At 69.7% G+C, this 25,585-nt stretch carries 22 protein-coding genes and 1 pseudogene; 6 read left to right on the top strand and 17 right to left on the bottom strand.

What is annotated here, in order from left to right; genetic code table 11:
• Both dnaE and ACIQ6S_RS13140 read right to left on the bottom strand, forming a co-directional pair.
• On the bottom strand, positions 1-1,278 hold a 1,278-nt coding region (gene dnaE, locus ACIQ6S_RS13145; protein ID WP_397608747.1), incomplete at its 3' end, for a DNA polymerase III subunit alpha.
• 61 nt (positions 1,279-1,339) lie between these two features.
• Positions 1,340-1,522 (bottom strand): hypothetical protein, encoded by a 183-nt coding sequence (locus ACIQ6S_RS13140; RefSeq protein WP_397608746.1) that lies wholly within the window; start codon positions 1,520-1,522, stop codon positions 1,340-1,342.
• 208 nt (positions 1,523-1,730) lie between these two features.
• Here ACIQ6S_RS13140 and ACIQ6S_RS13135 point away from each other — a divergent pair, with 208 nt between their 5' ends.
• The gene (locus tag ACIQ6S_RS13135; RefSeq protein ID WP_397608745.1) at positions 1,731-2,735 is read left to right on the top strand and encodes an alpha/beta fold hydrolase; all 1,005 of its coding nucleotides are present in this window, start codon (positions 1,731-1,733) and stop codon (positions 2,733-2,735) included.
• On the opposite strand, the gene rnhB is transcribed toward ACIQ6S_RS13135, so the two are convergent.
• The 12 genes from rnhB to pyrH all read right to left on the bottom strand — a co-directional run bounded on the left by rnhB (position 2,701) and on the right by pyrH (position 14,697).
• Positions 2,701-3,303: a ribonuclease HII gene (gene rnhB / locus ACIQ6S_RS13130; protein ID WP_397608744.1), complete on the bottom strand. Its 603-nt coding sequence runs from the start codon at positions 3,301-3,303 to the stop codon at positions 2,701-2,703. The two genes, ACIQ6S_RS13135 and rnhB, sit on opposite strands and share 35 nt — an antisense overlap.
• Positions 3,300-4,457, bottom strand: a complete 1,158-nt coding sequence (gene lpxB, locus ACIQ6S_RS13125) for a lipid-A-disaccharide synthase (protein WP_397608743.1) — start codon at positions 4,455-4,457, stop codon at positions 3,300-3,302. The genes rnhB and lpxB overlap by 4 nt, the downstream gene beginning before the upstream one ends.
• A complete protein-coding gene (gene lpxA, locus ACIQ6S_RS13120) occupies positions 4,457-5,242 on the bottom strand; it encodes an acyl-ACP--UDP-N-acetylglucosamine O-acyltransferase (RefSeq protein WP_397608742.1) in 786 nt (261 codons plus the stop codon). Before lpxA ends, lpxB begins: the two co-directional genes overlap by 1 nt.
• The gene (gene fabZ, locus ACIQ6S_RS13115) at positions 5,239-5,706 is read right to left on the bottom strand and encodes a 3-hydroxyacyl-ACP dehydratase FabZ (protein WP_397572155.1); all 468 of its coding nucleotides are present in this window, start codon (positions 5,704-5,706) and stop codon (positions 5,239-5,241) included. Before fabZ ends, lpxA begins: the two co-directional genes overlap by 4 nt.
• Positions 5,703-6,734: a UDP-3-O-(3-hydroxymyristoyl)glucosamine N-acyltransferase gene (gene lpxD, locus ACIQ6S_RS13110; RefSeq protein WP_397608741.1), complete on the bottom strand. Its 1,032-nt coding sequence runs from the start codon at positions 6,732-6,734 to the stop codon at positions 5,703-5,705. The genes fabZ and lpxD overlap by 4 nt, the downstream gene beginning before the upstream one ends.
• 6 nt (positions 6,735-6,740) lie before the next feature.
• Positions 6,741-9,128, bottom strand: coding sequence for an outer membrane protein assembly factor BamA (bamA, locus tag ACIQ6S_RS13105; protein ID WP_397608748.1), 2,388 nt, complete (start codon positions 9,126-9,128; stop codon positions 6,741-6,743).
• A gap of 112 nt (positions 9,129-9,240) precedes the next feature.
• Entirely contained in the window at positions 9,241-10,590 is a 1,350-nt protein-coding gene (rseP, locus tag ACIQ6S_RS13100; RefSeq protein ID WP_397572158.1) for an RIP metalloprotease RseP, read from the bottom strand.
• Positions 10,587-11,756 (bottom strand): 1-deoxy-D-xylulose-5-phosphate reductoisomerase, encoded by a 1,170-nt coding sequence (locus tag ACIQ6S_RS13095; protein ID WP_397608740.1) that lies wholly within the window; start codon positions 11,754-11,756, stop codon positions 10,587-10,589. The genes rseP and ACIQ6S_RS13095 overlap by 4 nt, the downstream gene beginning before the upstream one ends.
• Positions 11,741-12,565, bottom strand: coding sequence for a phosphatidate cytidylyltransferase (locus ACIQ6S_RS13090; protein WP_397608739.1), 825 nt, complete (start codon positions 12,563-12,565; stop codon positions 11,741-11,743). The genes ACIQ6S_RS13095 and ACIQ6S_RS13090 overlap by 16 nt, the downstream gene beginning before the upstream one ends.
• On the bottom strand, positions 12,562-13,308 hold the full coding sequence (gene uppS / locus ACIQ6S_RS13085) for a polyprenyl diphosphate synthase (protein ID WP_397572161.1): 747 nt from the start codon (positions 13,306-13,308) through the stop codon (positions 12,562-12,564). The genes ACIQ6S_RS13090 and uppS overlap by 4 nt, the downstream gene beginning before the upstream one ends.
• Before the next feature lie 11 nt (positions 13,309-13,319).
• Positions 13,320-13,877, bottom strand: a complete 558-nt coding sequence (frr, locus tag ACIQ6S_RS13080; RefSeq protein ID WP_298338651.1) for a ribosome recycling factor — start codon at positions 13,875-13,877, stop codon at positions 13,320-13,322.
• Positions 13,878-13,971: 94 nt separating this feature from the next.
• On the bottom strand, positions 13,972-14,697 hold the full coding sequence (gene pyrH, locus ACIQ6S_RS13075) for a UMP kinase (RefSeq protein WP_397572162.1): 726 nt from the start codon (positions 14,695-14,697) through the stop codon (positions 13,972-13,974).
• A gap of 129 nt (positions 14,698-14,826) precedes the next feature.
• On the opposite strand from pyrH, the gene ACIQ6S_RS13070 reads away from it, so the two are divergent.
• Entirely contained in the window at positions 14,827-15,525 is a 699-nt protein-coding gene (locus tag ACIQ6S_RS13070) for an AIM24 family protein (protein ID WP_397596304.1), read from the top strand.
• 108 nt (positions 15,526-15,633) lie between these two features.
• On the opposite strand, the gene tsf is transcribed toward ACIQ6S_RS13070, so the two are convergent.
• Together tsf and rpsB are read right to left on the bottom strand one after the other, a co-directional pair.
• Positions 15,634-16,506, bottom strand: coding sequence for a translation elongation factor Ts (gene tsf, locus ACIQ6S_RS13065; protein ID WP_397596303.1), 873 nt, complete (start codon positions 16,504-16,506; stop codon positions 15,634-15,636).
• 93 nt (positions 16,507-16,599) lie between these two features.
• Positions 16,600-17,478 (bottom strand): 30S ribosomal protein S2, encoded by an 879-nt coding sequence (rpsB, locus tag ACIQ6S_RS13060; RefSeq protein WP_298338659.1) that lies wholly within the window; start codon positions 17,476-17,478, stop codon positions 16,600-16,602.
• Positions 17,479-17,765: 287 nt separating this feature from the next.
• Here rpsB and map point away from each other — a divergent pair, with 287 nt between their 5' ends.
• From map to ACIQ6S_RS13040, 4 genes and pseudogenes are all read left to right on the top strand, one after another.
• Positions 17,766-18,542 (top strand): type I methionyl aminopeptidase, encoded by a 777-nt coding sequence (map, locus tag ACIQ6S_RS13055; RefSeq protein WP_397596302.1) that lies wholly within the window; start codon positions 17,766-17,768, stop codon positions 18,540-18,542.
• Positions 18,539-21,196: a [protein-PII] uridylyltransferase gene (gene glnD / locus ACIQ6S_RS13050; protein ID WP_397608738.1), complete on the top strand. Its 2,658-nt coding sequence runs from the start codon at positions 18,539-18,541 to the stop codon at positions 21,194-21,196. Before map ends, glnD begins: the two co-directional genes overlap by 4 nt.
• A gap of 10 nt (positions 21,197-21,206) precedes the next feature.
• Positions 21,207-22,022: pseudogene (gene dapD / locus ACIQ6S_RS13045) on the top strand (2,3,4,5-tetrahydropyridine-2,6-dicarboxylate N-succinyltransferase); the annotation flags it as partial.
• Positions 22,019-22,390: a Spx/MgsR family RNA polymerase-binding regulatory protein gene (locus ACIQ6S_RS13040; protein WP_397572168.1), complete on the top strand. Its 372-nt coding sequence runs from the start codon at positions 22,019-22,021 to the stop codon at positions 22,388-22,390. The pseudogene dapD and the gene ACIQ6S_RS13040, both read left to right, overlap by 4 nt.
• Before the next feature lie 30 nt (positions 22,391-22,420).
• Here the strand turns inward: ACIQ6S_RS13040 and ACIQ6S_RS13035 are convergent, their stop codons facing one another.
• On the bottom strand, positions 22,421-25,468 hold the full coding sequence (locus ACIQ6S_RS13035; RefSeq protein ID WP_397608737.1) for a MupA/Atu3671 family FMN-dependent luciferase-like monooxygenase: 3,048 nt from the start codon (positions 25,466-25,468) through the stop codon (positions 22,421-22,423).
• Positions 25,469-25,585: the final 117 nt, after the last annotated feature.

Raw genomic sequence — 25,585 nt, 5'->3', positions numbered from 1 at the left:
GGTGATGATCTGGCTGACGCGTTCGCTGCCGTACTTGCGGCTGACGTAATCGATGACCTCGTCGCGCCGGTCCATGCAGAAGTCGATGTCGAAGTCGGGCATCGACACGCGTTCCGGGTTCAGGAAGCGCTCGAACAGCAGGTTGTAGGCCAGCGGGTCGAGGTCCGTGATGCCGAGCGCGTAGGCCACCAGCGAGCCCGCGCCCGAACCGCGGCCCGGGCCCACGGGGATGCCGTGTTCCTTACCCCAGTTGATGAAGTCGGCCACGATCAGGAAGTAGCCGGGGAAGCCCATCTTGATGATGACGTCGACTTCGCGCGTGAGGCGGTCGGCGTAGTCCTGCGCGGTGAGTCCCGCCGCAGGATCGTGCGAGGCGAGGCGCTTGGCGAGGCCGCGTTCGGCTTCCGAGCGGATCCAGGTGTCCAGCGTCTCGCCGTCCGGCACCGGGAAGGCCGGCAGGTAATAGGTGCCGAGGTTGAGCTGGAAGTTGCAGCGCGCCGCGAGGTCGACGGTGTTCGCCAAGGCATCGGGCAGGTCATGGAAGAGGGCTTCCATTTCCTCGGTTGATTTCAGGTACTGCTCGGCGGTGAAGTCGCGCGGGCGCTTCGGGTCGTCGAGCACGCGGCCGGTGGCGATGCAGACGCGGGCCTCGTGCGCGTCGAAATCGTCGCGGTCGAGGAAGCGCACGGCATTGCTCGCGATCGTGGGCAGACCGTGCGCCGCCGCCAGTTCCAGCGCGGCGCGGTTGAAGGCTTCCTCGCCGGCCTTGCCGGTGCGGGTCAGTTCGAGATAAAGGCGATCGTCGAAGCGCCGCGCATAGCTAGCGAGCAGCTGCGCCGCGTGGTCGTCGCGGCCGCCGCTGAACGCCTGGCCCAGCGGACTGTCGGCACCGAGGGCGAGGATCAGGCCCTCGTGGTCGTCGAACAGCCAGTCCGGGCGGACGCCGAGGACGTCGCCGCGTTGGCCGTCGGCATAGGCGCGGGTGATCAGGCGCGAGAGCGAGAGGTAGCCGCGGCGGTCGAGGCACCAAGCGGTGACGCGGCCCAGCACGGCCTCGCCGTCGTCGAGGGTGAGCTGCGCGCCGGCGATGGGTTTGAGGCCCTTGCCCTCGGCTTCCTTGTAGAACTTCACCAGCCCGAACAGGTTGGTCGGGTCGGTGAGCGCGACCGCCGGCTGCCCGCGCTGCGCACAGCGCTTGGCGAGGTCGGGCAGGCGGATCGTCGAGTCCGTCAGCGCGTACTCGCTGTGGACATTGAGATGGACGAAGCGGGGCGGCATGGCGGCGTCCGGGGCAGACGCCGCAGGCTACGTGCCCCGCTGCGGCGGGACAAGGCTTGACTCAGCCGGCGTAGCGGGCCGTCGCGTAGCTGCGGCCGCGGTGCAACTGGCGATCGAGGCGCTGCACGTGCTCGGCCAGCTGGCGCAGGGCCAGGTACTCGGCTTCGCGACGCTGACGCTCGGCGCGCGGCGACGGGTTGGGCGTCGGAGCGTGGGTGGGGTAGGTGCGGCTGGGGGCGTTCATGGCGGGGCTCGTCGCGGGTCTCGGGGCCTCACCGCGGGGTTGCGGCGAAGTGGCGACAGTCTCTCCGCGCGGCCGTCGTGCGGTAAGTCACAAAAGTCAGCATGACCACCGGCGCAATGCCGGAAGTCATGCCCTTGCCGTCGCGATGTCATTTGCCGCCCTGAGACTGCCGTGAGGCAACTGGGCGCTGTGTCGAATGAGCCGACGAATGTCCGAACTGAGAATCTTCGTCCTCTTGCTGGTTGCCCTCGCGTGGTTGCCGCCGCCTTTGGGCGCCGCTGGCGTGCCCGCGCCGCAGGGCTTCACCAAGCCGTTTCCGAACAGCCGCCATGTCGCGGTGCAGGGCGTCGAGCTGCACGTCCGCGAATGGCGTCCACGGGGCGAGGCCCCAGCCGCGGACCGCGCGCGCTGTCCGGTGTTGCTCGTCCACGCCCTTGCGGGTTCGACCTACTCGTTCCGGCACGTGGCACCGGCCTTGGCGAACGCCGGGCATCGGGTGCTGGCGGTCGATCTGCCGGGCTACGGCTACAGTGCGCGTCGTCCGTTCGAGGGCAGCGCCGCCGACGCGCTCTGGTCGTTTCTCGAAGCGGAAGCCCCGGCAGAGGACTGGTGCCTCGTTGGGCATTCGATGGGTGCCCGCGTGGTGGGACAGATGGTGGCGGATGCGCCGTCGCGGGCCGCCGCTGTTGCCTACTTGTCCGGTTCTCCGGTCAGGGAGCGTCGCCGTAATCCAGCCATGTTCCGTGCGCAGCCTCTGCGCGGAATCGTCCTCGCCCTCGCGGAGCGCCGTTACCTCCACGCCCAAGGCCTGTCCGAGGCGCTGGAGGACGGGCTGGGACGTCCTCCCGACGACGAGGAACTGGCCGCCTATCTGGAGCCCCTGCGATTGCCCAATACCTTGCCTGCCATCCTCGACGGCTATGCGAGCGACATGGGTCCGGACCGCACCGATCCCTCGCGGCTTTCCGGCGTGCCCAGCCTCGTGCTGTGGGGGAGCCGCGACCGTTGGTTGAAACCGGTGGTTGGAGAGCGACTGGCTTCGTCGCTGCCCGCCGCGACCTGGGTGCAGGTGGACGGTGCCGCGCACAGCCCGATGGAGACCCATCCCGACGAGGTCATCCCGCCGATGCTCGACCTGTTCGCGAAAAGCAACGAAGGCGGGGCCTTCGCCGGTTCGCTCAATCCAACAGCCGCGGAACCATCGCTGCGTTGACCGGCGCGAAGCTGCGTCGATGCGCCGCGCAGGGTCCGAAGCGGCGAAGCGCGTCGAGGTGCTCGGGCGTCGGATAGCCCTTGTGTGCGGCGAAGCCGTACTCCGGATGCGCCGCATCGAGGTCAAGCATCCAGCGATCGCGCGCGACCTTGGCGAGAATCGAGGCCGCCGAGATCGCAGCGATCTTCGCATCGCCCTTGACGATGGCTTCGGCGGCGATGCCGAGGCCGGGCGGCACGCGATTGCCGTCGACGAGCACGCGCGAGGGCGTGGTCGCCAGCGCCGCCACCGCGCGCCGCATGCCGGCCATCGTGGCCTGCAGGATGTTGAGGCGGTCGATCTCGTCGGCGTGCACGAACACGATGGCGAGGGCGAGCGCGTCGGACTGGATGCGCGGGAACAGTGCCTCGCGGCGGGCTTCCGACAGCGCCTTGGAATCGCCGAGGCCGTCGATGCGTCGCGCCGGGTCGAGGATCACTGCGGCCACCGCCACCGGGCCGGCTAGCGGCCCGCGGCCGGCCTCGTCGACGCCGGCGACGCCGGGCATGGTCCAGGACGGATCGATCATCGCGCCAACAGCGTCGACACCGCCTCGGCCGCCGCACGCGGCGTCGGCGCACGGAGCGCTTCGTGCAGGCCCTCGAAGCGCAGGCGGTGGGCCGGCGTGAGGCCCTCGCGCAGCAAGCGCTCGATGTCGTCTGCCAGCACGTCGGCGCGGCAGTCGGCCTGCATGCGTTCCGGCACCAGCGATTCGCCGGCCAGCACGTTCGGCAGGCTGTAGCGCTCGACCTTCAACAGGCCGAAGGCCTTGACGATGAAATGCGTGAGCGGCGCGATGCGGTAGGCCACGACCATCGGCCGCTTGGCCAGCATCGCTTCGAGGGCCGCCGTGCCGGAGGCGAGCAGCACCGCATCGCTGGCCACCATGGCCTCGCGGGCGCGGCCGTCGACGAGATGCAGGACCCCATGCAGGGCGAGCGAGGCCGGGTGTGCCGCGAGCAGGGCCTGGAAGCGCTCGCGGCAGCGCGGGTTCGCCATCGGGGCGAGCACGCGCAGGCCGGGGAGTCGCGCCTGCAGCAAGGCCACCGCATCGAGGAACACCGGCCCGAGTCGCGCGATCTCACTGCCTCGGCTGCCGGGCAGCAGGGCGAGCAGCGGGTCGTCGCCCTCGAGGCCCAGCGCGCGCCGGGCGGCGTCGCGGTCCGGGTGCATCGGCAGCATCGCCGCGAGGGGATGGCCGACAAAGCTCGCCTCGACGCCGTGCTTGGCATAGATGGCCGGCTCCATCGGGAACAGGCAGAGCACGCGGTCGGCCGACGTGCCGATTTTCGCAGCGCGGCCTTCGCGCCAGGCCCAGACCGAGGGGCTGACGTAGTGCACGGTGCGGATGCCGCGCTGCTTCAGCCACTTCTCCAGCCCGAGGTTGAAATCGGGCGCGTCGATGCCGATGACGACGTCCGGCTGCCAAGCCAGCAGGCGTTCGCGCAGTTCGCGACGCAGGCGCAGCAGGCGTGGCAGGTGTTTCAGCACTTCGACGAGGCCCATCACCGCGAGAGCCTCGCAGTCGTGCCAGGCGGTGACGCCGGCGGCGCGCATCTCGGGCCCGGCGATGCCGACGAATTCGGCGTCCGGGTGCAGGGCCTTCAGGTCACGGACGAGGGCAGCGCCGAGCAGGTCGCCCGAGGCCTCGCCCGCGACCAGCGCGATGCGCGGCGAGCCCATCAGCGCAGCAGGCCGCGCTCGCTCGACTCGATGAAGGCGAGCATGCGGGCGACGTCTTCCGAGCTGGTGGCGGCTTCGGCGAGCTGCTGCTTGGCTTCAGCCAGCGGCGCGCCCGACATGAACACGGCGCGGTAGGCGCGCTTGATCGCCGCGATGCGTTCGGCGTCGAAGCCGCGGCGCTTCAGGCCTTCCGCGTTGATGCCGCGGGGCACCGCGTACTTGTCGGCGACGATCACGAAGGGCGCCACGTCGGCGTTGACCAGGCTGCCCATGCCGACGAAGGCGTGGGCGCCGATGCGGCAGAACTGGTGGATCCCCGCGAATCCACCAAGGATCGCCCAGTCCTCCACGACCACGTGGCCGGCGAGGGTGGCGTTGTTGGCGAAGATGCAGTGGTTGCCGATGACAACGTCGTGGGCCACGTGCACGTAGGCCATCACCCAGTTGTCGTTGCCGACGGTGGTGACGCCGCCGCCATCGACGGTGCCGCGCGAGAACGTGGTGAATTCGAAGATGGTGTTGCTGTCGCCGATGACCAGCCGCGTCGGTTCACCCTTGTGCTTCTTGTCCTGCGGCTGGCCGCCGAGGCTGGCGTGCGCGTGGATGACGTTGTCGCGGCCGATGCGGGTCGGGCCGAGGATGGAGCAGTGCGAACCGATGCTCGTGCCCGCGCCGATCTCGACGTGCGCCCCGATCACGGTGAACGGCCCCACGGAGACGCCGTCGTCCAGCCGGGCCTTCGGGTCGATGATGGCGGTCGGGTGGATGGCGGCGTTCGCGTTCATGCGGCCTTGGTCTCCGCGCAGAGCATCTCGGCGCTGGCCACTTCCTTGCCGTCCACGAGCGCCTTGCCTTCGTAGAGGGCCATGTTGCGGATGGTGCGCTTCAGCGTGACTTCGAGGATGAGCTGGTCGCCGGGCACCACCATCTTCGAGAAGCGCGCGTTGTCGACCTTCACCAGGTAGAACTGGCTCGGGCCGTTGTTCTCGGCGCAGGCCTTGCCCTCCGAGAGCATCGAGAGCAGGCCGCCGGCCTGCGCCATCGCCTCGATCACCAGTACGCCCGGCATCACCGGATTGCCGGGGAAGTGGCCGGTGAAATGGGGCTCGTTCGCGGTGACGTTCTTCAGCGCGACGATGCGCTGGCGGGGCTCGACCGACAGCACGCGGTCGACCAGCAGGAACGGGTAGCGATGGGGCAGCAGGCGTTCGATGCAGCGAACGTCGAGCGGGAAGGGGGGCAGGGTCATGGGCTGGAATCGTTCTTCTTGAGCAGGATTCTGGCGAGTCGGTCGAGCTGGCCGAAACGGGCGGCGTTCTTGCGCCATTCGCGCTTGGGCTGCAGGGGCGTGCCGGAAGCGTACTCCCCCGGCTCGTCCAGCGAGTGCGTGACGAGGCTCATGGCGCCGATCGTCACCTTGTCGGCGATCTCGAGGTGGCCGACGATGCCGGCCGCGCCGCCCACAAGGCACCAGCGGCCGATGCGCGTGGAACCGGCCACCGCCACGCAGCCGGCCATCGCGGTGTGCGCGCCGATGCGGACGTTGTGGCCGATCTGGATCTGGTTGTCGAGGCGCACGTCCTCTTCGAGCACGGTGTCGTCGATGGCGCCGCGGTCGATCGTGGTGTTCGCGCCGATCTCGCAGTCATCGCCCACCACCACGCCGCCGAGTTGGGGCACGTTGATCCAACGGCCGCCATCCACCGCGAGCCCGAATCCGTCGGCGCCGAGCACCGCACCCGGATGGATGCGCACGCGCTGGCCAAGGCGCACGCGGCGGACGAGGGTGACGCGCGCCACGAGCTCGCTGCCCGCACCGACCACGCAGTCCTCGCCGATCACGCTGCCCGCACCGACCACCGCGCCCGCCGCGACGACGCTGCGCGCGCCGATGCTGACGAAGGGGCCGACGTGCGCGGTGGGATCGATGGATGCGGTCGGTTCGATGGCCGCGCTGGCATGCACGCCGGACGGCCGCGAAGGCAGGCGTTCGAACAGCGCGGCGATCCGCGCATAGGTCGCGTAGGGGTTCGCGCTCAGAAGCGCCGGTACCGGGCAGTGCTCGGCTTCCGCCGGATGCAGCACCACGGCCGCCACGCGGGTGGTGGTCAGGTGCTTTCGATACGCCGGGTTGGCGAGGAAGGCGAGTGCGCCGTCAGCGGGCGCCTCTGCCTGCAGCGGCGCCACGCCGGCGACCTCCGCGTCCTCGCCGCGCCACTCGAGCCCGAAGCGTTCGGCGAGCGCGGACAGCCGGAAGCGCGGGGTCGTCGCTTCCATCCGCCGTTAGAACTGGCCGCCGAAGGTGAACTGCAGGTTCTCGGTGCGGTCCGTGTCCTCGGCGCGGAACGGCGAGGCCCACGAGATCGAGATCGGGCCCATCGGCGACTGCCACTGCAGCGCGATGCCCGTCGAGGCGCGGATGTCGCCCGAGCCGAACTCGCGGGTGTTGCGCCACACGTTGCCGAAATCGAGGAAGGCCGAGATGCGGATGCCGCGCGAGTCGAACAGCGAAGGGAAGTAGGTCTCCACCGAGCCGATGGCCTTGAACGAACCGCCCAAGGACTGCCTGAAGTCGGAGCCCCCGAAATCGAGCGACGAGACCGGGCCCAGCGTGTTCTGCTCGAAGCCGCGCAGCGAGCCGGGGCCGCCGGCGTAGAAGTTCTCGAAGAAGGGCAGGCCGGCGTTGCCGGTCTTGCCGTAGCTGTCGCCGTAGCCGATCGAGGTGCGGGTTTCGACCACGAGCGCGCGGTTGATCGGCCAGAACTTCGAGAAGTCGTACGAGATCTTGTAGTACTCGAGGTCCGAACCCGGCAGCGTGACTTCAGCGCCGATGCGGTTGTACATGCCCGCCGTCGGCGCATAGAAATCGTTGCGCGTATCGCGGGCCCAGCCAGCCTGCATGCGCCAGGCGTTCACCGTCCACAGGCGGTTGCCGGCGACCTGAACCACGGTGCAGCCCGGGATCGGATTGCCGGTGATCGGGTCGACGTTCGGGATGCAGGGGAAGGCATCCGCGGTATCGCCGGGGCGGAAGGCGAAGCGCGCGCGGTCGCCGAGGGTTTCGACGAGGTAGTCGACCAGCTCCGGCGGCGTGGAGCCGTCGACCGCGGTCAGGTCGACCTTGTCGATGCCGATCGAGGCCGAGATGCTGTCCGTTTCCGACAGCGGCAGCCCGAACACCGCTTCGAAGCTGGCGTTGTCGGTCTGGTAGCTGGCGATGTTGAAATCGCTGAAATCATTCTCGCTGTAGGCGAGGTTGTAGCCCAGCGAGATGCCGCTGTCGGTGAAGTAAGGGTCCATGAACGAGAAGCTCACGCCCTTGCTGTAGCTGTTGTTCTGCACCGACATCGACACCTTGTTGCCGGAGCCGAGGAAGTTGTTCTGCGAGAGCGACAGCTGGACGCTCGCGCCATAGAGCTGGCTGTAGCCGAGGCCGAACTGGAACTGGCCGAACTGGCGTTCCTTGACCGAGACCACAACGTCGACCTTGTCGGCCTCGCCGGTGACGGCCGGGGTTTCGATCTCGACTTCGTCGAAATAGCCGAGGCGCTGCAGGCGGATCTTCGAGCGGTCGATCGCGGCCTGCGAGTACCACGTGCCCTCGAACTGGCGCAGCTCGCGGCGCATCACTTCGTCGGCGGTGGTGTCGTTGCCCTTGAAGACGATGCGGCGCACCTGGACGCGCGGGCCCGGGCTCACGACGAAGTTGATCGCAACCTCGTTCTTCTCGCGGTCGATCGTCGGCACCGGGTTCACTTCGGCGAAGGCGTAGCCGATGTTGCCGAGCACGGCGGTGATGCCGTCCGAGGTGAATTCGAGCAGCTGGCGCGAGAAGGTCTGGCCTTCACGCACGAAGAGCATGCCTTCGACTTCCTCGACCGGCAGGATGGTGTCGCCGCTGACCTGCACCGACGAGATGGTGAACACCTCGCCTTCGGTCACGCTGGCGCCGATCGTCATGTCGCGGCGGTCGGGGCTGATCGCGACCTGGGTCGATTCGACGTTGAAGTCGACATAGCCGCGGTCGAGGTAGTAGTTGGTGAGCTTCTCGAGGTCGCCGGAGAGCTTCTCGCGCGAGTACTGGTCGTCGCGCCTGTACCAGGACAGCCAGTTGCTGGTGTTCGATTCCCAGTTGCCGCGCAGCTCGTCGTCGCCGTAGACGGTGTTGCCGACGATGTTGATGTCGCGGATGCGCGCGGCCTTGCCTTCGTCGACGGTGATGGTCACGTCGACGCGGTTCAGCGGCAGGTTGGTGACGGTCGGGGTGATCGTCACCGAGTACTTGCCGCGGTTGTTGTACTGGCGGATCAGCTCCTGGGTCACCCGGTCGACGTTGAGCGGGTTGTAGGTCTCGCCCTCGGCGAGGCCGATGCCGCGCAGGCCCTTCAGCAGTTCCTCGGACTTGATGTCCTTGTTGCCGGAGAGGGTGATCTTGTTGATGGCCGGGCGCTCGACCACCTTGATGACGAGGATGTTTCCCTCGCGGGCCAGCGACACGTCGCTGAAGAACCCGGTCCGGAACAGCGCGCGGATCGCTTCGCCGGCGCGGCTCTGGTCGAGGGTCTCGCCGCGTTCGACCGGCAGGTAGGAGAAGACCGTGCCGTTCGAGATGCGCTGCAGGCCGTCGACGCGGATGTCCTGCACCTCGAAGGCGCCGATGGACTGGGCCATGGTGGTGCCGGACAGGGCAGCGGCGAGGGCGAGGGCGAGCAGGCGGCGGGTGGGGCGATGCGTCATGGAAACGTCCAAAAGCGGCAGGCCCGGTGGGCCCGCGGGGTGACGGTCAGGGAACGAGCCTCAGCACGTCGTTGAAGAGAGCGAGGCCCATCAGCGATGCGAGCAGGACGAGGCCGAAGTACTGCCCGGCCACGAGCACGCGGTCGCCCAGCGGCCGCCCTTGAACCAGCTCGATAAGGTAAACCAGCAGGTGCCCCCCGTCCAAGACAGGAATGGGCAGCAGGTTCAGGATGGCGATGCTCACCGAGAGCATCGCCAGGAAGTAGAGGAACCAGGCCAAGCCGCGCGCCGCGGTGGTGTTCGCGACCTGGGCGATGGTGATGGGGCCGGAGAGGTTCTGCAGCGAGGCGGCCCCGGTGACCATTCGCCAGAGCATGCCGACGGTGTCGGTGGCCAGCTGGCCGGTGGCCTTCACGGCCTCGGGCAGGGCCTCCAGCGGGCCATGCCGCAGCAGGGCATCGCGCGGGTCGGGAGCCGCCACGCCGAGCCGCCAGACCGGTGTCCCGCCCTCCGGCGTCACGCGTTCGGGCACCAGGGTGCGATCGAGCGGCTTGCCGTCCCGTTCGATCCGCAGCCGCAGGGTCGGGGCCGGGCCATCCACCGGGTGCGCCGCCAATGCGGCCTGCATGGCGTTGAAATCGGCCACTGGGGCGTCGTCGATGGCCACGATGCGGTCGCCCACCTCGAGGGCACCGGCGGCCGGGCTGCCCGGCGCGACGGCCCCCACCACCGCCGGTGGGATCGGGCGGCGGGGCACGAAGCCCAGCGCCCGGAAGGCTTCCGATTCCTCCAGCGCCGGGTCGAGCGTGGCGAGTCGGAGCTCGCGCTGGACGAGGTTCCCGTCGGCATCGGAGACCTCGACGGCGATGCTGCGGCGGTCGACCATCGGGCCCAGCAGGGCGTTCTGCGCGTCGGTCCAGGTCGGGGTGTCGCGGCCATCGACGACGAGCAGGCGGTCGCCAGCCTCGAAGCCGGAGGCCGCCGCCAGCGCCTGCGGCTCGGCCAGCACAGGCACGTAGTCCGGCTTGCCGACGACGAACATCACGTAGAGCAGGCCCACCGCGAGCACGAAGTTCGCCAGCGGGCCGGCGGCGACGATGGCGATGCGCTGGCCGACGGGCTTGGCCGTGAAGGCGCGGGGGCGGTCCGCATCCGCGACCTCGCCTTCGCGCTCGTCGAGCATGCTGACGTAGCCGCCCAGCGGGATCAGGCCGATCCGCCATTCGATGCCATCGCGGTCGGTGCGCGACCACAGCGCGCGGCCGAAGCCCACGGAGAAGCGCAGCACCTTGACCCCGCAGCGGCGCGCCACCCAGTAGTGGCCGAACTCGTGGAAGGTGATGAGCACGCCAAGCGCGACCACCAGCCAGAACGCCGAGGAGAGGATCTCGCTCACGCCAGCAGCCCGGTGGCGACGCGGCGCGCCTCGGCATCGGCCGCGAGGCGGTCGTCGAGGGTCGCGCTAGGCAGGGCGGGCAGGCGATGCATGGTGCGTTCGATCAGCGCAGGGATGCCAAGGAAAGCGAGCCGGCGCTGAAGAAAGGCTGAAACGGCCACTTCATTCGCCGCATTCAGGACCGCCGGGGTGCTGCCGCCGGCCCGCAGGGCCTCGAAGGCGAGGCCCAGGCAGGGGAAAGCGCCGAGGTCGGGGGCCTCGAAATCCAGCCGGGCGATGGTGAGCAGGTCGAGCGGTGCGACACCGGCCTCGACGCGTTCGGGCCAGGCCAGTCCCACCGCCAGCGTCGTGCGCATGTCGGGCTGGCCGAGCTGGGCCAGCATCGATCCGTCGACGTAGTCGACCAGCGAGTGGATGGTCGATTGCGGGTGGACGACCACGTCGATGCGTTCCGCCGGCAGGTCGAATAGGTGGTGCGCCTCGATCACCTCGAGGCCCTTGTTCATCAGCGTGGCGGAATCGACCGAGATCTTCCGGCCCATCGACCAGTTCGGGTGCGCGCAGGCCTGTTCCGGGGTAATCCCGACGAGTTGCTCGCGCGACCAGCCGCGGAACGGGCCGCCCGAGGCCGTCAGCACGATGCGCCGCACGCCGCCGTGGTCCCCATGCTGCGGCAGGCACTGGAAGATCGCGTTGTGTTCGCTGTCGATGGGCACGAGGGTCGCGCCACCCGCGGCCACTTCGGCCATCAGCAGCTCGCCGGCCAGCACCACCGACTCCTTGTTGGCCAGCAGCAGGCGCTTGCCGGCGCGCGCGGCGGCGAGGGTCGAGGCCACGCCTGCGGCGCCGACGATGGCGGCGATCACCGTGTCGTTGCGGTCGTCCGCGGCGATCTCGTCGAGGGCCGCCGCGCCGGCCACCGCGACGGTCTCGAGGCCTGCGGCCGCCAAACCCTCGCGAAGCGCGACGTAGCGGGTTTCATCGGTGATGGCGGCGACGCGCGGGCGGAAGCGCGCGCAGAGGGCAACCAGCGCCTCGACCTGCGCGTGGGCGCTGAGCGCATCGACGACGTAGCGGTCGGGATGCCGGGCGATGACGTCGAGGGCCGAGGCGCCGATCGAGCCGGTCGCCCCGAACAGCGCGATCCGTTTCAGAGGCCCAGCCACAGCTTGCCCACCATGAACACCGGCAGTGCGGCGAGCAGGCTGTCGAGGCGGTCGAGCATGCCGCCGTGTCCCGGGATCAGGTGGCCGGAATCCTTGTGTCCGGAATGCCGCTTCAAGAGGCTTTCGAACAGGTCGCCGGCCACCGACATCATCGCGGCGACGATCGTGAGGAACACCAGCACGGGCAGGTCGCCCCAGCCGAGGCCGAGCGGCTTCACCGCGAACACGGCGATCAGTGAGGCGCCAGCGAGCCCGCCCCAGAACCCTTCCCAGCTCTTGTTCGGGCTGATGCGCGGGGCCATCTTGTGCTTGCCCATCCGCACGCCGACGAAGTACGCGCCGGTGTCGGCTGCCCAGACCAGCATCACCGCGAACAGCGCCCAGCGCGGGCCGTGCCCGGGCAGCTGGTGCAGCCAGACGAGGGCCGCCCAGGCCGGCACCGCGGCGAGGCTGCCGGCCAGCAGCTTGAGGATGCGGAAGCGGCCGCGGTCGGCCTGCCCGAACTCGAAGCGCCACAGCCAGGCCAGGGCCAGCACCCACCACGCGACGCCGAGCAGGGCCGCGGCCTTGAGTGCGAACAGGTTGGGGCCGGCCGCCCACGCCAGTGCGGCGATCATCAGGGCGTTGGCGGTGATGTAGCCGAGCCGCGGCATCGGGTCGGACAGGCCGGTGAGGCGCGTCCACTCCCACAGCCCGGCAAGCAGAAGCACGGCGGCGACCAGCGCGAGCCATGCCGTGGGCAGCCACAGCACGCCGGCGACGGCGGCAGGCGCGAGCACGAGCCCGGTGAGGATTCGGGTGCGGCTCATCGGGCCTCCAAGGCCGGGGTGGGCAGTTGTTCGGAAATCAGGCCGAAGCGGCGTTCACGCCCGGCGAATTCGGCCATCGCGGCATCGAGCAGCGCGTCGTCGAGGTCGGGCCAGAGCACGTCGGTGAACCACAGCTCGGTGTAGGCGAGCTGCCACAGCAGGAAGTTGCTGATGCGGTGCTCGCCGCCAGTGCGGATGAACAGGTCGGGCGGCGGCAGGTCGGCGAGGCTCATCGCATCACCGAAGGTGGCTTCGTCGATCTCCTCGGGGCGCAGCGTGCCGGCCTGCACGCGCTCGGCGAGGCGGCGCGCGGCCTGCGCCAGGTCGGCGCGGCCACCGTAGCCCGCGGCGAGGGTGAGCGTGAGCTTCGGCGACGGCAGTCGGATGGCTTCCGCGGCGGCCATGCGGGCGCGGATGGCCTCGGGGAAGCGCGATCGGTCGCCGATGAATCGCAGGTGCACCTGCTGCCGCGCCAGCTCCTCGACTTCCGATTCCAGCACGCGAAGGAACAGGCGCATCAGTGCGCCGACCTCGTCTTCGGGGCGGTTCCAGTTTTCGCTGGAGAACGCGAACAGCGTCAGCGCCGGAATGCCGCGCTTCAGGCAGTACTCGACGATCGTGCGCACCGCGCGCGCGCCGGCGCGATGGCCGAGCGTGCGCGGGCGCTGGCGCTGCTTCGCCCAACGCCCATTGCCGTCCATGATGACGGCGAGGTGGCGGGGCAGCGCGGCGGGGTGCGACATGCGGCTGGCGCTCAGAGGGCCAGCAGTTCCTGCTCTTTCGCCTTGACGACTTCATCGACGCCCTTGATCGATGCGTCGGTCAGCTTCTGGATGTCTTCCTCGGCCTTGCGCTGCTCGTCCTCGGAGATCTTCTTCTCCTTGAGCAGCTCCTTCACGTGCGTCATGGCGTCGCGGCGCACGTTGCGGATCGCGACCTTGGTGTTCTCGCCTTCGCCGGCCACGTGCTTCGAGAGGTCGCGGCGGCGCTCCTCGGTGAGCGGCGGCAGGTTGATGCGGATGACGGTGCCGGCGGTGTTCGGCGTCAGGCCGAGGTCGGAGGCGAGGATGGCCTTCTCGACGGCGCCGACCATCGGCTTCTCCCACGGCGTGATGGTGAGCGAGCGGGCGTCGGCGACGGCCACCGAGGCGACCTGCGACAGCGGCACGTTCGAGCCGTAGTAGTTGACCTGCAGGTGATCGACGATCGCCGTGGTGGCGCGGCCCGTGCGCAGCTTCGTGAGGTCGGTCTTCAGCACCTCCACGCACTTCTGCATGCGGGTCTGGGCGTCCTTCTTGATGTCGTTGATCATGGGGCGGATCTCTGGGGGTGGTGCGGCACGGTGGCCCGGCCGGGAAGTATAGATCGCCGCGCCGCCGGGGCTTCCGGGCGGGGCAGGGCCGGCCTCAGCCGGCGTGGACGAGGGTGCCGAGCGGCTCGCCGCGCAGGATCCGCATGAGGGCCCCCGGCTGCATCATGTCGTAGATGCGGATCGGCAGGTTCTGGTCACGGCACAGGGCGAAGGCCGCGGTATCCATCACCTGCAGGTTGCGTGCGATGACTTCGTCGTAGGTGAGGCTGTCGTAGCGCTTGGCTTCCGGCACCTTCTTCGGGTCGGCCTCGTAGATGCCGTCGACCTTGGTGGCCTTGAGCAGCAGTTCGGCGCCGACCTCGATGGCGCGCAGGGCGGCGGCCGAATCGGTGGTGAAGAAGGGGTTGCCGGTGCCGGCCGCGAACAGGGCGATGCGGCCTTTCTCGAGGTGGCGGATGGCGCGGCGGCGGATGTAATCCTCGGCCACCTCGTTGATCTTCAGCGCGCTCATGGTGCGGGCGTAGGCGCCGAGGCGCTCGAGGGCGTCCTGCATGGCCAGCGCGTTCATCACCGTGGCGAGCATGCCCATGTGGTCGCCGGTGACGCGGTCCATGCCCTTCGACTGCAGGCCGGCACCGCGGAAGATGTTGCCGCCGCCGATCACGAGGCCGATCTGCGCCCCGGCCTTCTGGGCCTCGATGACCTCCTTGGCCAGCCAGGTCAGGACTTCCGGGTCGATGCCGTAATCGCCGCGGCCCATGAGGGCTTCGCCGGAGAGTTTCAGCAGGACGCGCTTGTACTTCAGTGCAGGCACGCTCATTCGTGATCTCCGTTGGGCAAACGGCAGAATTCTAGCGGTTGGGCGGGTTGCCGTCACGCGCGGATGACATCCGTGGCCGGGTGCCGCAGGCTTTCCGGCGACGATCCACCCACCCCCGGGAGCCCCGCCATGCCGATCACCAACGTCGCCGATTTCCTTGCCGCCACCGCCGAACGCGACCGCGGGCAGGGCGAAGTGTTCGAGCTCGAAAGCCCCTACATGCTGGAAGCCAAGGTCACGGGGCGGGTGTGGGCCAAGGCCGGATCGATGGTGGCCTACCGCGGAGGCATCAAGTTCAAGCGCCAGGGCCTGTTGTCGCAGGGCATGGGCACGCTGTTCAAGAAGTTCATCAGCGGCGAAGGCGCCTCGCTGATGGCGGTCGAGGGCAATGGCCGGGTCTACCTCGCCGACCGCGGCAAGAAGATCACCCTGCTCCGGCTGGCGGGCGAATCCATCGTCGTCAATGGCAACGACGTGCTGGCCTTCGAGGACGGCATCGCCAACGAGATCACGATGATGCGGCGGGTCGCCGGGATGCTGGCGGGTGGCCTGTTCAACATCCGGCTGTCGGGCAGCGGCGTCGTGGCCATCGCCAGCCACTACGACCCGATGACGCTGGCGGTGAAGCCTGGCCAGGCGCTGTACACCGATCCGAATGCCACCGTCGCCTGGTCGGGCAACCTCGAGCCGGAATTCGCCACCGACATCCAGCTCGGCACGGTGTGGGGCCGCGGCTCCGGCGAGAGCGTGCAGATGAAGTTCCAGGGCGAGGGCTGGGTGGTGGTGCAGCCCTACGAGGAGATCGCGTGGCAGCCGCAGGCGCGTTGAAGTCGCCGCGCCCGTGGCCCCGGTCGCCCGTCGATCCGAAGCCGGGCCCATGAAAGCGAAGAGCCCGCTTTCGCGGGCTCTCCGTTCCATCGACGATGCGGCGGTCGATCAGACCTGCATGGCCTTCGCCACTTCCGCGGCGTAGTCCTCGACGACCTTCTCGATGCCTTCGCCGACGGCGAGGCGGGTCATCGACACCATCTCGGCGCCGCCGGCCTTGAGGGCGGCTTCGACGGTCATGTTGGTGTCCATGACGTACGGCTGGCCCGTCAGGGTATTGTCGTTGACGATCTTCGCGATCTTGCCGCTGATGATCTTCTCGAGGATGTCGGCCGGCTTGTTCTTGTCCTTGTCGGACATCTTCGCGAGTTCGATGTCCTTTTCCTTGGCGAGGAACTCGGCCGGGACCTGCGCGGCGGTCATGTAGGGCGGGTTCATCGCCGCGACGTGCATGGCGATGCCGCGGGCCAGCTCGTCGTTGCCACCCTTGATCTCGACCAGCACGCCGATCTTGCCGCCGTGGATGTAGGCGCCGACCGTGTTGCCGCCGTCCACGCGCACCATGCGGCGCACCTGGACGTTCTCGCCGATCTTGGCGATCAGCAGGGCGCGGGCTTCTTCGACGGTGACGTCGCCGAGCTTGACGGCCTTCAGGGCTTCCACGTCGGCGGCGCCGGATTCCAGCGCGGCCTTGGCAACGCCGTCGGTGTAGGCGACGAAGTTGGCGTCCTTGGCGACGAAGTCGGTCTCGGAGTTGATCTCGACCAGCACGGCCTTCTGGCCGGCGGCGGCCATCGCGATGCGGCCCTCGGCGGCCACGCGGCCAGCCTTCTTGTCGGCCTTGGCGAGGCCCGACTTGCGCAGGGCTTCCATCGCGGCTTCGATGTCGCCGCCGTGCTCGGTGAGCGCCTTCTTGCACTCCATCATGCCGGCGCCGGAGCGCTCACGCAGGTCCTTGACGAGCGAAGCAGTGATTTCCATGGGGAACCTCGTTGTGTCTGTAATGGAAGCGGCCCGCAGGATGCGCGGGCCGCGTTGCGGTACGGCGACGGCGGGGCGTCGCCGGCGCGGGTTTTACTCGCCGTCGGTCTCGGCGGTGGCGCGGCCGGTGCCGTTGCCACGGCGCGGGGCGCCCTTCTTGGCCGGCGGACGACGGTCGTTGCGCGGCTTGTCGTTGCGCGGACGGCGGTTGTCGGCTTCCTTCGCGATCGGGTTGCCTTCGGCGTCGAGCTCGACGAACTCGTCGTCACCGGCATTGGCCTGGATCGGGGCGGCGGCCTTGCCTTCCAGCACGGCGTCGGCCACGGCGCGGGTGTACAGCTGCACGGCGCGGATGGCGTCGTCGTTGCCCGGGATGGCGTAGTCGACGAGGTTCGGGTCGTAGTTCGAGTCGACCACGGCGACGACCGGGATGCCGAGCTTCTTGGCTTCCTGGACGGCGATCTCTTCGTGGCCGATGTCGATGACGAACAGGGCGTCCGGCAGGCGGTTCATGCCCTTGATGCCGCCCAGCGAGGCCTCGAGCTTGTCGCGCTCGCGACGACGCGAGAGGACTTCATGCTTGACGAGGCGCTCGAAGGTGCCGTCGGTCTCGGCCGCTTCCAGTTCCTTCAGGCGCGAGATCGAGCCCTTCAGGGTGCGGAAGTTGGTCAGGGTGCCGCCGAGCCAGCGCTGGCTCATGTACGGCATGCCGCAGCGGATGGCTTCTTCCTTCAGCGACTCGCGCGCCGAGCGCTTCGTGCCGACGAACAGGATGGTGCCGCGCTTCTGGGCGATGCCCGAGATGAAGTTCATCGCGTCGTTGAAGAGCGGGAGCGTCTTCTCGAGGTTGATGATGTGGATCTTGCCGCGGGCGCCGAAAATGTACGGGCCCATCTTGGGGTTCCAGTAGCGGGTCTGGTGGCCGAAATGGACGCCGGCTTCCAGCATCTGGCGCATGGTGACCTGGGGCATTGCTCTTTCCTTCTGAATGGAGCGCGGCCGGGCCCGTTCGCGGGCATCGCGGCTTGGTCACTCCGGGGTTGGGCCTCCCCGCGCGTCCGTGGCCGAACCCCGGCGCCTCGAGAGGCAGGGGCACCCCGGCACGGGATGGTTCACGCGGGTGTGGATTCCTCTGTCGCGATGGCCTCGAGGCCACGGCCGCCGGAGGTCGGCGCCCGCCGGGCCGGGGTTCCGGCCTTGCGAAGCGCGGGATTCTAGCCCGCTGGCAGGGTTGTGGACAAGTCGGCACAATCCCGGGCATGAAAGTGACCTTCAAGACCCCCGAGCAGATCGAGAAGATGCGCGAGGCCGGCCGGCTGGCCGCCGAAGTGCTGCAGGTCGTGGCCCCGTACGTGAAAGCGGGCGTGACCACCGCCGAACTCGACCGCATCTGCAACGAACACATCGTCAACGTCCAGAAGGCCATTCCGGCCAACGTGGGCTACAAGGGCTTCCCGAAGACGGTCTGCACCTCGGTCAACAACGTCATCTGCCATGGCATCCCGTCGGAGGCCAAGGTGCTGAAGGACGGCGACATCCTGAACATCGATGTCACCGTCATCAAGGACGGCTGGCACGGCGACACCTCGCGGATGTACGTGGTGGGCAGCCCGTCGGTGCTGGCCAAGCGCCTGATCGACGTGACCCGCGAGGCCATGTTCCGCGGCATCCGCATGGTGAAGCCGGGCGCCACGCTGGGCGACATCGGCCACGCCATCCAGAGCTATGCGGAAGCCGAGCGCTTCTCGGTGGTGCGCGAGTACTGCGGCCACGGCATCGGCCAGATCTACCACGAGGACCCGCAGGTGCTGCATTACGGCCGCCCCGGCGAGGGCGTCCGCCTGCAGGAAGGCATGACCTTCACCATCGAGCCGATGATCAATGCCGGCGCGCGGCACACCAAGCTGCTGCCGGACGGCTGGACCGTGGTGACCAAGGACAAGTCGCTGTCGGCGCAGTGGGAGCACACCGTGGCGGTCACCCGCGATGGCGTGGAGATCCTCACGCGCCTGCCCGGCGATGACAACGACCTGTGAGCACGCCGGCCTCGCCCGTGCCGGTGGCGGCGTCGCTCGCGACGCCGGACGGTGCGCGAGGCTGGCAGGACGCGGCGAAGGCCGCCTTCCTCGAGGCGCGTGCCGCGATCGTGGCCCGCTTCGACGCCGGTGAAGGCATCGAGCGCCTGCTGGGCGCGCAGGCCGCTGCCGTCGATGCCGCGGTGCGCGCCGCTTGGGCTGCGTGTTTGCCGGCCGATGCGCAGCTCGACCTGCTGGCCACCGGCGGCTACGGCCGCGGCGAGCAATACCCCTTTTCCGACGTCGACCTGCTGGTGCTCGGCGAAGTCGAAGCGCAGCACGCGCATGAAGCGTCCCTGGGAGCGTTCTTCGCCGCACTGTGGGACCTCGGGCTGAAGCCCGGCACGGCGGTTCGCTCGCTCGCCGATTGCGTGCTGGCCTGCCGCGAAGACGTGACCACGCTGACCGCGCTCAGCGAAGCGCGCTTGCTCGCCGGTTCACCGGCGGTGCTCGACGCGCTCGAGGACGCGCTGCGAAGCGATGGGCTGTGGCCGGCGGCGGACTACTTCGATGCCAAGCGCGCCGAATGGAACGGCCGGCACGCGCGCTACAACGACACGGCGAACAACCTCGAACCCAACCTCAAGGAAGGGCCCGGTGGACTGCGCGACCTGCACACGCTCACCTGGCTGGCGCGGCGCATCTACCGCGTGCCCGGACTGGAGGCGCTGGTGCCGCTCGGCCTGTTGGGCCCCGACGAGGAGCGCACCTTGAAGCGCGACTGGGCGGTGATCGCCCGCCTGCGTTTCGGCCTGCACCTCGTCGCGAACCGTCGCGAGGAGCGGCTGCGCTTCGACCACCAGAAGGTGCTGGCCGCACGCCTCGGCTACAAGGACGAGGCCAGCGACAACCTCGCCGTCGAGCAGATGATGCAGTCGATGTTCCGCGCCGCGAAGACCGTGCAGCGCATCAGCGAGCGCCTGCTGCAACGCTTCGAGGAGCAGTTGGCCGGGCGCGTCGAGCGCGTGCCGGTGGCGCCGGGCTTCGCGCTGGTGAACGGATACCTGCAGCGCGAGGCACATGGCCCCGTGCGTTCGGCGATCGAGGCCTTCGCCGTGTTCGCGACCTGGGCGGCCTGCTCCGAAGCCAAGGGCCTGCATTCGGAAACCGCGCGCGCCATGGCCGAGGCGCTGCCGCGCATCGCGCCCGGCGAGCAGCAGGATGCCGACACGCGCGCGATGTTCCTCTCGCTGCTGCAGGGCACGCAGCCGGTCGACACGCTGGCGCGCATGGCGCACCTCGGCGTGCTGGGCCGCTACCTGCCGGCTTTCGCGCGCGTCTCCGGGCGCATGCAGTACGACCTGTTCCATGTGTACACGGTCGACCAGCACACGCTGGAAGTGCTGCGCATCATGGCCAGCTTCGTGCAGGGCAGCGATCCGCGCTTCCCGAAGGCCAAGAGCGTGCACGACCGCCTGAAGGCGCCGTGGCTGCTGCTGGTGGCCGGGCTATTCCACGACATCGCCAAGGGTCGCGGCGGCGACCACTCGGTGCTGGGCGCGGTCGATGTGCGCGAGTTCGGCGCCGCGCATCGGCTGAAGGAGCACGACATCGAGCTGCTGGCCTGGCTGGTCGAACAGCACCTGCTGATGTCGACGACCGCGCAGCGCCAGGACATCAGCGACGCCACCGTGGTGGAGCGCTTCGCCCGCGCGGTGGGCGACCGCACGCGGCTGGATTTCCTCTACCTGCTGACCTGCGCCGACATCGCCGGCACCAGCCCCAAGCTGTGGAACACGTGGAAGGAGCGCCTGCTCGGCGACCTGTACGACGCCACGCGCCTGGCGTTCCGTCGCGGCCTCGAGCATCGCGTCGATGCCGAAGCCCGCGTCGCCGAGGCCCGCGCCGAGGTGCGGGCGCTGCTGTCCGACATCGGCGATGCCGAACTGGCGCGCGTGTTCGGCGAGTTCCCCGACGAGAGCTTCCTGCGCTACCGGCCCGAGCAGCTGGCGACGCAGGCCCGCGCGATCCTGCGCCACGGCGACCCGGGCAAGCCGCTGATCATCGTGCGGCCGCAGGGCGAGGCCTTCGAGGTCTTCGTCTACTCGCCCGACCGCGACGGCCTGTTCGCCACGCTGACCGCGACGCTTGATCGCCTCGGGTTCTCGGTGGCGGTGGCGCGCATCGTCACGTCGACCTCGGGCATGAGCCTCGACACCTTCCAGCTGCTGCCGATCCATGACACCGGCGAAGCGCCGGACGCGCGTGCCGCCCACGCCAGCCGCGTGCTGGGCGAGATGCTCTCTCGGACGGCGGCGGTGCTGCATCCGCCGCGTCGCGCCATGCCGGCCGCGCTGAAGCATTTCCGCGTGTCGCCGCGCGTCGAGGTTCGCGACATGGGCGATGGCGCCCGCACCCAGCTCGTGCTCATCGGCACCGACCGCCCCGGCCTGCTGGCCGACATCGCCCGCGTGCTGCGCGAGCAGCGGCTGCGCGTGCACGACGCCCGCATCGCCACCTTCGGCGAGCGTGCCGAAGACTTGTTCCTGATTTCCGACGAGCACGACCGCGCGCTCGCCGACACCGCCCAGATCGAGCGCCTGACCGCCGCGCTCACCGCCTGCCTCGAAGGAGACCGTCCGCATGCCCCGCCGCAAGACCCCCGTCCTCGCTGACCTGCAGCCGATCATCGAATCGGCCTTCGAACGCCGCGCCTCGCTGTCCGAAGCCGAGATCGAAGGTTCGCTGCGCGAGATGGTCGAGACCGTCGTCGCGGCGCTGGAGTCGGGCAAGGCACGCGTGGCGGAGCCGAACAGCGACGGCACGTGGCGCGTCAACGAGTGGCTGAAGAAGGCGGTGCTGCTGTACTTCCGCTGCAACGACATGCGCCTGGTCGAAGCCGAGCCGGCGCCGTTCTGGGACAAGGTGCCGCTGCGTTTCGAGGGCTTCGATGCGGCGGACTTCCGCGAAGTCGGCGCGCGCGTGGTGCCGGGCGCCGTGGTGCGCCGCGGTGCGCACATCGGCAAGGACGTGGTGCTGATGCCGAGCTTCGTGAACATCGGCGCCCACGTCGGCGCCGGCACGATGGTCGACACGTGGGCGACGGTGGGCAGCTGCGCCCAGGTCGGTGCGCGCTGCCATCTTTCGGGCGGCGCCGGCATCGGCGGCGTGCTGGAGCCGCTGCAGGCCAGCCCGACGATCATCGAGGACGACTGCTTCATCGGCGCACGTTCCGAAGTGGTGGAAGGTGTCGTCGTCGAGCGCGGCAGCGTGATCGGCATGGGCGTGTTCATCGGCCAGAGCACCCGCATCTACAACCGCATGACCGGTGAGATCAGCTATGGCCGCGTGCCGGCCGGCAGCGTCGTGGTCTCCGGCCAGCTGCCCTCGGCGGACGGCAAGTACTCGCTCTACGCCGCGGTGATCGTCAAGCAGGTCGACGCCAAGACGCGCAGCAAGACCTCGATCAACGAGCTGCTGCGCAGCGGCCACGCGGAATGAGCGCCGCCGCGAATGTCGTCTTCGGGCTGACGGCCTGCGACAGCTGCAAGAAGGCGAGGAACTGGCTCGAGCGCTTCGACGTGCCCTACGCGTTCGTCGACCTGCGCACCGACCGCCAGCCGCCCGAGACGCTGAAGGCCTGGGCCATGCAGCTCGGCGGTTGGGACAAGTTGATCAACAAGGCCAGCACCACCTGGCGGCAGTTGCCCGACGCGCGCAAGGCGCCGGGCAGCGATCCGGAGTGGTTCCTGCTGCTCAAGGAGCATCCGACGCTGGTCAAGCGGCCGGTGCTGGTGACGGCGGACGGCGTGGTCTCGGTGGGTTTCACCGACAACGCCTACAAGGCGCGCTTCGGGCTACGCAAGTAAGCGACGCATGCGGGCGGGGCCCGCGACGCGTCATTCCCCGCGCAGGGCGGCCAATGCGCGCCTCGCCTCGGCGCGAGCGCGTCCGCGGTCGAGGGCGATGGGGGCTTCGCCGCCGGCCGTTGCCGGCGTGTCGACGGCTTCCGCAGGCGCCGCTGCCGGAGCCTGGGGAGGCGCAGCCGGGGCCACCAGCGAGGCGACGAAGCGCGTCTGTGCCGCGAGCGTGACGTGGCGGAACAGGTCGGTGACGCGGATCGACTCGCTGAAGCCTTCGCGCAGCAGGCGCAGCAGCTGCACCACCAGCAGCGAGTGGCCCCCGAGGTCGAAGAAGTTGTCGTCGCGGCCGAAGTCGTCGATGCCGAGCAGGGCGATCCAATGCGCACGGAGCGTGGTTTCGATCGCACTCGTGTCGATCGACGGCGTCGTCGCGGGGCGTTGCGGGGCGGGTGTCGGCGCGGGCGTCGAGGGCACAGGCTGCGCCGCGGCCGGCGTGGCGGGCTTGGGTGCCGATGCGGATCGCCCGCCGGTGGAGGCGTTCGCGCTTGCCGTCCTCGACATCGCGAATGCGGCGCGCACGCGATCGAGCGCCGGCAGGTGGGCGAGCACGGTGTCGGCCTCGAGGCCGAAGTCGATCAGGCAGGCAATCTCGTCCACGTCGATGCCAGCTACGCGCCGCGCCATCGCAACCGCGTCGGATTCGCTGCCGAACAGCCCGCTGTCGCGGAAGTAGCGCTGGAAGGCGAACTCAAGCAGTTCATCCATGTCCTCCGGCGAGGCCGACTGGAAGAAGGCGTCGAGGTTCTGCCCCTGTTCCGCCGACATGCGCTTGAAGGTGGGGAACTGCCAGGCCGCGGCTTTGACCAGGGCCATCGCGGTCTTCAGGTAGGCCTTCATCGGACCGCGCACGACGGCCTCCACGGCCTCGCGGTTGTCGCCGACCAGCGTGTGCAGCATCAGCGAGACGATGCCTTCGCCGGCATGGCCGGCCTCGCGCCAGGCCTTGCGGTAGGCGGCGATCTTCGTGGCGAGTTCCTCGACGGACTGCCCGAGCAGGTGGGTGAGCAGGTGCGCGCCCATGCGCCCGGCCTCGGCGAAGGTCTCGGGATTGCCCGCCGTCGTCACCCAGATCGGCAGTTCCGCCTGCAGCGGCCGGGGCAGGGTGCGAACCTTCACCGGGCCCTGCGGGCCGGGGAATTCCAGTGTTTCGCCGCGCCACAGGCGGCGCACCTGCTCGGCGGCTTCGAACATCACGCGCTTGGCTTCGGCGTGGTTCTCGGGGCGCAGCGCGAAGTCGGGCGTGGCCCAGCCGGCGGCGATCGAGATGCCGACACGGCCGTTCGACAGGTTGTCGACGACGGCCCATTCCTCGGCAATGCGGATCGGGTGGTGCAGCGGTACCACGCAGCTGCCGGCGCGTAGCGCGACCTTCGAGGTGATGGTCGCCAGCGCGGCGCTGGTGACGGCCGGGTTGGGGAAGAGGCCGCCGAAGGCCTGGAAGTGCCGCTCCGGCGTCCACACCGCGTTGAAGCCGTGGGTGTCGGCGAAGCGCGCGCTTTCCAGCAGCAGGCGGTACTTGTCGCTGCGGCCGAGGTCGTGCTCCTCGGCGACGTTCCAGAAAAACAGGCCGAACTGCAGGGCACGTGCGGCGGCAGGCCGCTGGATCGCGAGGCTTGCGCTCCCCTGTGCGGGCCAGGCGCCCGTCTGTTCGTCGAGCTGCAGTTGCACCGGCCAGTCCGCTGGTGCCGCGGTACCCGCGAGGCGCGGATCGCGGGCGCGGAGATCGCTGGGCAGGCCGCCGGCGCGTCGGGCGGCGTCGATGGCGGCGACGAGCCGCGAGGCGAGAACGTCGAGGGCCACGCCATCGTCGTTGGCCGTGCCGTCCGGCAGTTCCACCACCAGCGGCAGCACCGGATCGACCCATCGCGAGGGCTCGGACGCGTTCGCGAAGCGCAGGCCGACGGCGAGGTGCCGGCCATCCGCGCCGCGGCCGACAGCGAGCAGGGCGCGGGCGAGTGCCTGTGGGTCGGTGAAGCCCTCCGCCGGCACCACGGTCGTCGATGGCACCGCCGTGGGCCGGGCACGCTGCCGCGCGGCGCGCGCCCCGGCCTCGTGCCGGGCGGCGCGGCGAAGCGCCTTGGCCTCGTCGTCGCCGGGCGGTGCCCATGCGGGAAGGCGAACCCCGGCGCCACCAGCTAGGGCGAGCGCCTCGTCGGCGGAAAGCCGCGTGCCGTCGAGCCGCGCCAGTCCGCCGAGGTGCAATACGCCGTCGCTGCAGCGCAGGCGCAGGCCGTCGGCGTCGACGCCGATCAGGGTTGCCGGCGGCAGCGTGGTTTCAGTTGGGAGCATCTCGACGGGCTCGGCGGCAGCCACCAGCACGTCGGTCTCGGCGAACCGCAGACGCGGCTTCAGCAGTGCCTGCCAGTACGCGCCGTTGTCGAGCGCGCGGACGATGCGCGCGAGCTCCACGGCGGGGCGCATCGGGTCGAGCAATGCCTCACGCATCGGCCGGTCGGCCCCGAAGTGCACGCGGCGCTCGCCCGGGGGCTGCGGCTCGCCGGCCTCGTCGCCCGTGGCCAGCCGGTCCAGCAGCGCGTCGAATCCGGCGAGTCCGGCTTCGAAGCACTTGGCGTTGAGGCTGAAGGCGGTCTCGTCGGCATCGATGGCGAAATCGCGGGCCACCAGCACGCGGCCGCCGTCGATCTCGGTGGTCATCCGGTGCCAGCGGATGCCGTGGCGGGTTTCGCCATTCAGCAGGGCCCACATCGGTGTGTTGAGGCCGGCGCACTGCGGCAGCGGGCCGTCGTGGAAATTCAGCGCGCCGCGGCGGCCCAGGGCGAGCACCTCGTCGGCCAGCGGCTTCAGCCAGGTGATGGCGAACAGCCAGTCCACGTCGGCGGGCGGCGCGGCGAGCAGCGCCTCGGGCGTGCGTTCGACGCGAAGCGAGCGCTGCACGGCCCATTCGCGAAGGCGCGGCGTGTCGGTGACCACGGCGGCGATGGTGTGTCCGGCGGCGAGCAGGCGCTCACCGCACTCGACCAGAAGGGCTTGCTCGCCAAGGAGGACGCAACGGAAGGGGGGCACGGCGAGGTCGTCCTTGGGCCGGAGGGGGGGGGCAGCGCGGGCGAGCGCCGGGTGAATATGGGATTCTAATCACGCTTTTGCATCTCACGCTTTTGCATCCCTTTCACGGAATTGCCC

The organism is Silanimonas sp. (genome assembly GCF_044377035.1).
Taxonomy (GTDB): Bacteria; Pseudomonadota; Gammaproteobacteria; order Xanthomonadales; family Xanthomonadaceae; genus Silanimonas.
The sequence above is the reverse complement of the archived record's forward strand: the minus strand, read 5'-3'. Positions and strand labels throughout refer to the sequence as shown.